This is a genomic window from Actinosynnema sp. NPDC059797, assembly GCF_042732085.1.
GTDB lineage: Bacteria > Actinomycetota > Actinomycetes > Mycobacteriales > Pseudonocardiaceae > Actinosynnema.
Genome location: NZ_JBHWIE010000119.1, coordinates 1 through 9548, shown reverse-complemented (window position 1 = coordinate 9548; position 9548 = coordinate 1). Strand labels below are relative to the sequence as shown.

Here is a 9548-nt window from a genome sequence, read left to right as displayed (position 1 = left end):
GGGGCCCACGGCCGCCCCGCGGGGCTTGGGCGCACCAGCGGTTATGTTGTTTTGGGGGGTTGGGGGGGGGCGCCCCCGGGAACCCGCGGTCAGGGGAGGGCGAGCGTCACTGCGGCTTGAAGGACATGATCTTGTAGTTGCCCTTGAGGTTGCCGCCTTCGAGTGAATTCGTCGACCCCACCCGGTCCTGGTAATTCGTCCCGGTGAAGTACTGCACGCGGTGGTTGGTGTTGTTCCACACCGAGAGCACGTTGTGACCCGCCCGGATGAACGAGCAGTCGTCGTTGGTGTTCGTCCTCTCCCGGTCCGGCCACTGGCAGCGGGTGCCGCCGCCGTCCCAGCCGCTGTAGATGCAGAAGCTCCCGCTCGGGCAGTTGTAGGCGCGCGGCGAGGCGTCGGGCGACGCGGCGGCCGGGGCGGTCGTGGCGGTCGTGGCGGCGGCGGCCAGGAGGGCGGCGGCGAGCAAGGACCTCGTCGCGAGGGCGGTGTGCTTCACGGTGTTCACCTTTCGGGTTCGTCCGCCGGGTTCCGTTGTCCCGATCGGGTTTCCGGTCGGGTTCCGGCGTCGTGGACAACCCCGTTCTAAGTCGTTGGTGTGTCCCACCGTCAGGTGTTGCGGCTGGTAGGGACGATGGGACATCGTGGGACACAGCTCAGCCGGCGCACGTGGGACAGCCCGCCCGGCCGACCGCGTGCCCGAGGAGCGCCGATGCCCGGTGACGCCCCGCCCCCGACCGCCGACCCGCCCGACCCGCGCGCCGCGACCGACGTCGCCGCGTTCGTGGAGCTGCTGCGGCTGCTGCGGCGGCGGGCGGGCAACCCCGGCTACAAGAAGACCCTGGAGCGGGCGACGCGGGACGAGCACGGGGTTCCGAGGCTCAGCGGCTCGACCATGCACCGGGTGCTGGAGTGCCGGCAGGACCTGACCAGGATGCGGGACCCGGAGCTGTTCGTCCGGGAGTTCGTCAGAGCCCTGGGCGCAGACCCGGCGCCGTGGCTGGAGGCGCTGGACCGCCTGCTGCGCCCCGTGCGGGAGCCCGACCGCGAGCCGCCGCCCGGTGCCGCGCCGGCCACCCGGCGCGGCGCTCGGCGGCTGCTGATCGCCGCCGTGGCGGTGCTGCTCGTGGCGGCGGGCGCGGTGGCGTGGTCGGCCACGGGGTCGGACGGCCCGCCGGCCGCGCCCGTGACCGGCCCGACCGGGCTGGCGGTCGCCCTCGCCGCGGACGAGGGGCTGCGCCTGACCGTCGACCGCGGGCCCGACCAGGCCGTGGCCTACGCGGTGCTGTCCGCCGACGCCGCCGCCCCGGCCTGGGAGATGGTCTCCCGGAACCGGACCAACCCCGGCTACTGGCAGTTGCGGCCCGTCGGCCGCCTGCTGGCGTGCCTGGAGGTGCTCGGGGGCAGCGTCGAGGAGGGCGCCCTGGTCCAGCAGTACGGCTGCAACGGCGAGCGGCACCAGTACTGGGAGCCCCGGCCCCAACCCGACGGCACCACCTGGTGGGTCAACCTCAACAGCGACCAGTGCCTCACCGTCGGCACGCGTCCCCGGGACGGGGCGACGATGGTGCAGCGGGCGTGCGACCCCGCCCGTGCGGAGGCGCAGCGGTGGCGGACGACCGCCTCGGCCGGATCGCCCGGCGCGACCCCGTCGCCGGGCCGGCACCCGGACGGGTACCCCGGCGACGGGGACCAGCCCTGCGCCGGGCTCGGCCACGGGCTCGACCCCGGCGCCACGGCCTGGAGCGGTGACCCGCGGCCGGTCCACGAGGAGGCCGGCGCCGCGAACCGGGGCCGGGTGTCCCTCGGGCCGGGGAAGTTCGGCGGGGTCGAACTGGTGCGCGCCGAGACCGGGGCCGGGCGGACCTACTACTGGGCCCGGGGGCGGGTGGCGTTCGACCCCGACCGGTTCACGATGGTCCTGCAGTGGACGACCACGGCGGGGGAGGGGGACTGGCACAGCTGCGCCGAACCGTTCGCCGTCGAGCACCGGGAGACCGCCACCGTCGCCCTGCCCCGCGACCTCGACGGCGTCGGCGTCTCCTTCCGGGTCTGCCTCGCCCACGCACCCGAACTCGCGCCCCGGACCCCGGTCGTGAGCTGCGCCGGCCGCTACTGAGCCGGGTCGTCGCGGGAGGACCCGCCGAGCCCGGTCACAGGTAGCCGAACACCGGTGGGAAGACCAGCACCACCACCCACGCCCACACCGCGAACACCGGCAGGTAGTCGGTCTGCCAGCGCTCGAGCGCCGCGAACGGCGCGCGCCGCCGGACCAGGCCCAGCAGCAGCCACGCCGACCAGGCGAGGTTGACCAGCAGCACGACGTTCTCCCCGAGCGCCGCCGCCTTGTTCGGCGTGGTGCCGTACTCGGTGATGCGGCCGGTGATCTCCACCAGCACCACCACGTCGATGGCCAGCGCGGCGACCACGAGCGCGAGCTGCAACCGGTCGAAGAGCCCGGGTGGGGCCAGCGGGTCGCGGGCCGACGTCGTGTAGAGCAGCAGGCCCAGCACGACGACCAGCAGGAGGTCGAACAGGATCAGCACCTCCCGCTCCACGTCGATGCCGTCGCCGGTCAGGACCAGGGTGACCAGGAACGCCAGCAGCGCCGCGGTGAACAGCGGGGTGAACAGCCGGGTCAGCACCGGGGCGATGTTCTCCACGACGCCCTGCTTGGCCTCGACGAGCCACCCGGCGACCACCACCGCGGCCACCGCGCCGCAGGGGACCAGCCACTCGCTCACGAAGCCCTCCGGCGACACCCCGATGGCCTCGAACGTCCCGAACGTGAAGGCGATGAGCACGCCGCCGCCGAGGGCGATCAGGACGTAGTAGACGAACCACTCGCCGGTGAAGCGGATGAAGTCCATGCGCCGCCGCGCCGAGCGCGGGTCGTCGGACACGTAGGCCAGGCCCACCGCGAACCACAGGGCGAGGGGCAGGTGGGCGCTGGTCACGACGAGCGACTGGGACTCGTCCGCGAGCGGGTAGGCGTTGGCCGCCACCGCGCCGAGCGCGAACACCGCCACCAGCGCGCCGACCACCGCCCGCGAGGCGCGGCGGCGCAGGGCCAGGAACGCGGCCAGCCAGGGCAGCGCGAACAGGGCGGCGTTGGGCACGTAGAACGACGCGTCCTCGTCGAGGCGCAGGCCGAACAGCGCCGGTGCCTTGATCGACGCCGCCGCGCCCGCCGCGCAGAGGACCATCGCGAGCAGCTCCCGCCGCGACCGGCCGCCGGCCGCCGGACCGTCGTCGCCGCCGGTCAGCACGAGCTGCTTCCACAGCCGCTCCGAGTGCTCCCGGGCGAACTCGCGGGACAGGTCGTCCAGGCTGCCCATGCGCTTGACCGCGACCAGGAACGCCTCGTCGGCGCGCAGCCCCGCGGCGACCAGCTCGTCCACGGAGCCCCGGAGGTGGTCCTCCAGCTCCTCGACGTCGGTCGACCGCAGCTCCCGGCGCCGCCGCACGTAGTGGCGCCACTGGGCGAACTGGGCCTCCAGCTCGTCCCGACCGTCCGTCATGCGGTGCCCTCCACCGGGATCGGGAGGAACGGCCTGGGGTCGCCCCAGACCTCCTTGAGCGTGCTCACGACCGCGGCCCACTGTCGGCGCTGCTCCGCGAGCTCGGCCAGGCCGCTGTCGGTGATGCGGTAGTACTTGCGCCGCCGCTCGCCGGCGACCGACCGCCAGCTCGACTCCACGTGCCCGAGCCGTTCGAGCCGGTGCAGCAGCGGGTAGAGCAGGCCCTCGGTCCAGTCCAGCTCGCCGCCGGACAGTTCGTTGATCCGCTTGAGGATGGCGTAGCCGTAGCTGTCCGCCTCGGCGAGGATGCCCAGCACCATCGGGGTCGCCGAAGCGGCCACGAGATCCTTGGCGACTTTCACGGAGCCTCCTGACCCTAGAAGTGCAAGGCATCGTACTTCTAGGTATGTCCTGCGGCAAGGACGCGGGTCGACGGTTCCGGCCGGCGCTCCGAAACCCCGTTGATCCCGTCTCCGCGCCGTCGCCGGCGTCGCGACCGGCCCGAGCCGCCGGCCTCGACCACCCCCCGTGGAGCGACATGGCCGCAGCGAGCCCCCGATGACCCCGACCACCTGGCGCGCCACGTGGTCGCCCTGGATCAAGGAGTCGGCGCCCCCGGTTGCGGATCCTGCGGCTGATGCCGACCGGGGGAGCCTGCCTGGTCTCGTGCCTCGCCGCGCTCAACGTCCTCCTCGGCCTGCTGCCGGTCGCATTCGTCGTCGAACGCGGCTCGCACGACGAGCTGGTCGCGGCGGACGGCCACTACGCCCGGCTGTTCCGGCTTTAGGCCGAGCGGTTCGCCCGCGGCCTGGACACCGAAGCCAGAGCCGGCGTCGAGGAGGGGACGGGGTGATCGAGGTCGTCCGCGGCGGCGTGGAGCTGTCCGCCGTCGCCTGGCGGGAGAGCCGGCACTGGCTCGTGCTGTCGGTCCCGCTGATGGTCGCCCGGGCCGCCGCCATGCCGCTCGCCGCACCCGCCCTGGCGGCGCTGACCGACGTCGCGATCGCGGGCGACACCCGGGACGCGGCCACCGCCGCCGTGCCGCCGCTGCTGCTCGGGCGACGCGCCGAGCCGATCGTCAACGCGGCCCGCGAACGCGCCGCACCGCCACAGAAGATCACACCACCGGCACACCCCATCGCTCGACCTGACGAGGTCCTACTAGCGCCCACGAGCGACCCGCGCACAGGGCCGGCCGGCCGGACAGGGCGTCCTGATGTGTTCCGCCGTCGGCGATGTCGCCATCCGCGCGGTCGGCCTGGACCCGGCTGCCCGAGCGAGGAGGTCCGCCACCGTCGCCAACCGGCGGGGAGCGACTGGGCCGTCAAGGCCCACGTCGGCTCAACGGGATCCGGGAAGACGTCGTTACGCGACGCGCTGCCCGCGCCGGAGGAGTTCGCCGCCACGATCCTCGACGACCTGCGGGGTGATCTGCGAGAGCTGCTCGCCACCGACCCCGACCTGGCCGGCGTCACCCAGGCCGAACTGTCCGCGTGGGTGGCCGAGGGCATCGAGACAGCCTTCACCGAGATCGCCGAACAGGGCTGGGAGAAGCCATGACCTCCTTCACGCACTTCGTCGCCCAGCAGGTCGTGCGCCACGCGACGTACTCGCACCACCAGATCACGCCGGCCCACCAGCAGTTCCCCGCCCTGACGCCGCAACTGCACGCCGAGTGGCGCACGTGGCTGGACGACACCCGCCCTCTGCTGATCAACGGCCTGTCCGACTGGGTCGCGAGCTGGTTCGAACCCACCCCGGTCACGCCGCCGCAGGCGGGCGGGTCGCCCGACCAGCCGCGCAGGCGCAACAGCAAGCAGTTGTTGCCCTCGGACCTCGAGCGGATGCTCCGGAACAGCTCCCGGTACGTGTGCCACCGCACGGACCGGGAGGACGTGGGCACCTGCGAGACGTCGTTGTGCGCCGAGACCGATCAGGCGCGCAAGAAGAACCCCACGGCTCCGCACGGCGTCTTCGCGGCGATCGGAGTCGAGGGCATCAAGGACTACGGGCCGTACGGCATCGTCTTCGACCGCTACGGCAGGCGTTCCTGGGTGGTGGTCGACGCGCCTGCCGTTCTCTGCGCGGTCGACGAGCTCACCACCGACGAGGCCGTGGGCTGGTAGCGGGAGGAAGACCTGACCGAGGCCAGGAGGTCCTTGGGTCGCCGCTGACCACGCGGTCGCGCGACGGCGAGTCGACGCCCGACGGGGCGCCGGCTCGCCGCGTCCGGCGGGAAGCCCGAGACGCTTCGGACTCCCGCGTCGGACCGCACCTGGTCAGGCCCGCAGCGGGTGATCCCGCTCGGCTGCCGCCGCGACCTCGGTCATCTCCGACGCCGGCGCGCCAACGGCACCACCGAGTCGCCCGCACGCACGGACAACGGGCATGCGGGCGAGCCCGACGAAGTCCTACCGGGGCCGCCGCCAGGCCAGCACCCCGGCCGGCGGGTCGGCCACGGGGTCGAGGCCGGCCGCGCGCAGCTCCGCGTGCAGCGCGTCGTCGGAGACGACGAAGGAGGGGAACGACACCGACTCCTCCGACACGAGCCGGTCGCCCTCGTGCACCCGATAGGTCATGGTCCACACCAGGCCGTCGCCGTCCACCACCGCCTCGCTGACGGTGTCGTAGCGGCGGCGGCCCAGCGTGCGGCCGGGCACCGCGGTCGGCGGCACCGCCACCGGCGCCTGCGGCATCTGCACGTCCACCACGACCACGCCGCCGGGGGTGAGGAGGGGCGCCCAGCGGTCCCACAGGGCCGCTCGGTCGGCGGGGGAGAAGTGGGTGAGCACGTGCAGCAGCACGACGGCGTCCACCGGGCCCTCGACGGGCGCGGTCAGGGCGTCGTGCGGCAGCACGGTCACCGGCGGGTCGCCCAGCGCGGCCAGGCGGGTGGTCAGCGCCGCCCGCATCACCGGGGCCGGTTCGACGGCGAACACCTCGCCGCCCTCGGGCAGGTTCGCCACCAGGACCTCGGTGAACTGGCCGGTGCCCGAGCCGATCTCGACCACGCGCCGCGCGCCGGCCAGCAGGGTGGTCAGCGCGGCGCTCATGGCGTCGCGCTGGGCCGCGGGGAAGATCAGGTCGTAGTACTGGGCGTTGACGGCGTAACCGTCCGCGCCGCGGGTGTCGGTCGTGTGGGTGCTCATCGTTCGGCTTTCCTCGGTAGTTCCAGCGCGGTCACCAGGTCGTCCGCCGCGAGCGCGGCGGCGGTCCGGCGGGGGTCGAGCACGTCGGCGGCGTGGTGGGCGCCCGAGGGCACGCCCCCGGTGAGGATCTCGACGGCCGCCAGGGCCGCGACCACGCCGCTCAGCTCGTAGGGGTCCGGGGTCCGCGGCAACACCCGGCGGCTGCCCCCACCGGATCCCGCCGGCGGGCGGGCGTGGGCCAGCAGCGCGTAGTGCCGCCCGCACTCGGCCACGTCGCGGCGCGCGGCCTCGACCACGGCGTCCACGTGCGCGTCCAGCGGGCCGTCGTCCGCCCACGCCGCGGCCGGCGCGGTGGGCAGGTTCCCGGTGGCGTAGACGGTGTAGTTGCGCAGCTCGGCCACGCCCAGCGCGGCGGCCAGCGCCCCCATCTCGGCGGACGGGAACGGCCAGGCGTGCACCCGGCCCTCGAACCCCGGCAGGGTCACCGACCGCAGCGGCGCCGGCGCGTGCTCGACCACACCGCCGTCCCGCCACGTCGCCAGGGCGTGCCCGAAGCGCGGCCCCCTGGCCAGCAGCGCGTCCACCGCCGACAGCGGGCTGATCTCCACCGAGCCGCCGACGTAGACGTCCAGCCTGTCGATCGGCCCGTCCTCGGCGAGCAGCCGGGGCAGCAGCCCGGCGGAGAACACCGCGGGCAGGCGCGCCGGTTCCGGCGGCGCGCCGGTGGTCAGCGCGTCGAGCGCCACCGCGTCGCCGGCCGCGTCCACGTACCCCGCGCCCGCCCGCAGCGCGGCCCTCGCCACCACGTCGAGCACCCGGTAGGACGGGCCCGCGCAGTCGACCACCACGGCGCACCCCGAGGTGAACGCCGCCGGCGCGTCGGCGTCGCCCAGGTCCACCGCGACCGCCTCCGACGCGCCCGGCACGGCCTTGGCGCGGGCTGGGTCGCGGTTGAGCAGCGTGGTCGACCACCCGTCGACCACCAGCAGGCTCATGCTCGTGTGCAGCCGCGCCCCGCCGTCCGGCAGCAGGGTCAGCCGGATGTCCAGGCCAGGGCCGCGCGTCGGATCGGGGCCGGTGGTGCTCATCTCGACGCGCACGCGCTCCACAGCGGACCCCGCGTCGGCCGGGTCGGCGTCGCGCAGGTCGTAGATCACGAGCACGGCTCCCGGCGCGTCGAGCGGCAGCACGTGCTGGTTGCCCTCGGCGTCCACGCGCGCCCGCAGCACCGGCTGGTGCTCGGCCGGCCTGCGCAACGCGTCGACCAGCGCGTCCTCGACCTCGTCGCCGTGGAAGTGCGCCGGCCAGCACGACAGTTCCCACCCGTCCTGCTGGCCGGTGAAGTAGGCCTGTTGCAGCGGGAGGAGCGGGAACGGCGCACCCGGGTCGGCGCGGTCCGACCCCGTGCCCGTCAACGCGGGCAGCAGGTCGGCGGTCGTGGCGCCGGTGCCCGCGCCCAGCTCCAGCACGCGCAGCCGGCCGCGGGCGCGCACCAGCTCGGCCACCACGGCCGCCGCGGCGGCGTTGAGGTAGCGGTTGACCGGGTTGTCGCGGTAGGCCGCGTCGGCGGTGCCGCGTTCGGAATCGCGGAACAGCAGCGCCTGCGCGCTGATCTCGTTCCGCAGCAGCGCCGGCAGCGCGCGCAACGAGTTCGGGACGTACGTCGCCAGGGCGGTCGGGTAGCCGAGCGCCGCGCCGCCCGCCGCGTGGGCCGCCTCGGCCAGTGGTCCCGCGATCCGCACCGGCTCCCCTTCCCGTCCGCTGCCCCACCTGGCGGAGTCACGGCGAACGTACACGGAAACGATTGTCATTACGTACCCTTTGGGGAACGAAGGGACGACGGATGGCGCGGATCGGGCACGCCGACCGCCTCGCGGTGGTCGACCGCGACGCGTTGCCGGGGGAACCCGGCGCGCAAGGGCACACCGCAGGCACGCCACCTCCACAACCTCATGGCTTCGGGGCAGCGGGCCCTGGACTCCCCGTTGCCCGGTGTCCTGGACGACCTGGTCGCCGCCGGCGCGGTGCGGGTGTCGGCCCCGGCGGACAACCTCTGGCTGTCACCGATCGGCTGGTGCGCACGGTTCCCGGGCACCCACACCGTCCCTTCGGCATCCCGCGACCTGCTGGACCGGGTGATGCGCCGGCGCGTAAACACCCTGTCTGGGGTCGCGCGCGGACGTCACCGGGCTGCTTGCCGACCCTGGTGGCGGCGTGCGCGCTCAACCCCGTGTACGCGCAAGGGATGTCGGTGGCCGCGATGAGCGCGGTCGTGCTGCGCGTCGCCTTGGTGGACCCGTACGTCAACAAGGTGTTCTTCGACGTGATGATGATGCTGGAGGAACCGTCGCGGCTGTTCGCCGCCGACATCGTCGACCGCGCCGTCGGCGGCCCGGTCCGCCTGGACCGCTGAGCCTCCCGGTCGGGACCTCGCGCGGGGTCCGGGCTACGGTCTGGGACCTCCCGGAGGGACCCAGGCAGGAGGCACCACCGTGCTCGACCCCGACGTGCGCCGCGTGCTCGACGGCACCCCGATCGCCTACCTCGCCAGCCTCCTGCCCGACGGCGCGCCCCACGCCGTGCCGGTCTGGGTCGGCACGCACGGCGACCACGTGGTGATCTTCACCGGCCCGGACTCCCGCAAGGCGCGCAACCTGCGCCGCGACCCGCGGGTGGCGCTGTCCCTGACGCCGGTCGACAACCCGTTCCAGCCGGTCGCGATCCGCGGCCGCGTCGTCGAGTGGGTCGAGGGCGAGGCCGCCCGGGGGATCGTGGACGCGGTCTCGACCAAGTACACCGGCCGGCCCTACGGGCGCGACGACCAGCGGGTCGTCGCGCTCATCGAGCCGCACCGGCAGATCGTCGGTTTACGCGCCCGCCC

The 9548-nt window shown here is 74.5% G+C and carries 11 protein-coding genes; 6 read left to right on the top strand and 5 right to left on the bottom strand.

All coding sequences use genetic code 11. The features are described from left to right. Window positions 1-106: 106 nt before the first annotated feature. Window positions 107-496, bottom strand: coding sequence for a peptidase inhibitor family I36 protein (locus tag ACFV4N_RS24080; protein WP_499674840.1), 390 nt, complete (start codon window positions 494-496; stop codon window positions 107-109). Window positions 497-709: 213 nt separating this feature from the next. Between ACFV4N_RS24080 and ACFV4N_RS24075 the strand changes: the two genes are divergently transcribed. After that, window positions 710-2116 (top strand): RICIN domain-containing protein, encoded by a 1407-nt coding sequence (locus ACFV4N_RS24075; protein ID WP_499674839.1) that lies wholly within the window; start codon window positions 710-712, stop codon window positions 2114-2116. Window positions 2117-2150: 34 nt separating this feature from the next. On the opposite strand, the gene ACFV4N_RS24070 is transcribed toward ACFV4N_RS24075, so the two are convergent. Then, window positions 2151-3518 carry a permease prefix domain 1-containing protein gene (locus tag ACFV4N_RS24070; protein ID WP_499674838.1) on the bottom strand — a complete coding sequence of 456 codons (1368 nt, stop codon included), beginning with the start codon at window positions 3516-3518 and terminating at the stop codon, window positions 2151-2153. Beyond that, window positions 3515-3880, bottom strand: a complete 366-nt coding sequence (locus ACFV4N_RS24065; RefSeq protein ID WP_499674837.1) for a PadR family transcriptional regulator — start codon at window positions 3878-3880, stop codon at window positions 3515-3517. The genes ACFV4N_RS24070 and ACFV4N_RS24065 overlap by 4 nt, the downstream gene beginning before the upstream one ends. A 275-nt stretch (window positions 3881-4155) precedes the next feature. On the opposite strand from ACFV4N_RS24065, the gene ACFV4N_RS24060 reads away from it, so the two are divergent. From ACFV4N_RS24060 to ACFV4N_RS24050, 3 genes are all read left to right on the top strand, one after another. Further along, window positions 4156-4305 carry a hypothetical protein gene (locus tag ACFV4N_RS24060; RefSeq protein ID WP_499674836.1) on the top strand — a complete coding sequence of 50 codons (150 nt, stop codon included), beginning with the start codon at window positions 4156-4158 and terminating at the stop codon, window positions 4303-4305. Window positions 4306-4367: 62 nt separating this feature from the next. After that, window positions 4368-5078, top strand: coding sequence for a hypothetical protein (locus tag ACFV4N_RS24055; protein WP_499674835.1), 711 nt, complete (start codon window positions 4368-4370; stop codon window positions 5076-5078). Continuing rightward, window positions 5075-5644, top strand: a complete 570-nt coding sequence (locus tag ACFV4N_RS24050) for a hypothetical protein (RefSeq protein ID WP_499674834.1) — start codon at window positions 5075-5077, stop codon at window positions 5642-5644. Before ACFV4N_RS24055 ends, ACFV4N_RS24050 begins: the two co-directional genes overlap by 4 nt. Window positions 5645-5929: 285 nt before the next feature. Here ACFV4N_RS24050 and ACFV4N_RS24045 read toward each other — a convergent pair whose 3' ends face one another. Next, entirely contained in the window at window positions 5930-6667 is a 738-nt protein-coding gene (locus tag ACFV4N_RS24045; RefSeq protein WP_499674833.1) for a class I SAM-dependent methyltransferase, read from the bottom strand. Further along, the gene (locus ACFV4N_RS24040; protein WP_499674832.1) at window positions 6664-8409 is read right to left on the bottom strand and encodes a hypothetical protein; all 1746 of its coding nucleotides are present in this window, start codon (window positions 8407-8409) and stop codon (window positions 6664-6666) included. Before ACFV4N_RS24040 ends, ACFV4N_RS24045 begins: the two co-directional genes overlap by 4 nt. Before the next feature lie 452 nt (window positions 8410-8861). Here ACFV4N_RS24040 and ACFV4N_RS24035 point away from each other — a divergent pair, with 452 nt between their 5' ends. Together ACFV4N_RS24035 and ACFV4N_RS24030 are read left to right on the top strand one after the other, a co-directional pair. Next, window positions 8862-9080, top strand: coding sequence for a hypothetical protein (locus tag ACFV4N_RS24035; RefSeq protein ID WP_499674831.1), 219 nt, complete (start codon window positions 8862-8864; stop codon window positions 9078-9080). A gap of 79 nt (window positions 9081-9159) precedes the next feature. Further along, the coding region (locus ACFV4N_RS24030) for a TIGR03618 family F420-dependent PPOX class oxidoreductase (RefSeq protein ID WP_499674830.1) at window positions 9160-9548 on the top strand (389 nt) is incomplete at its 3' end.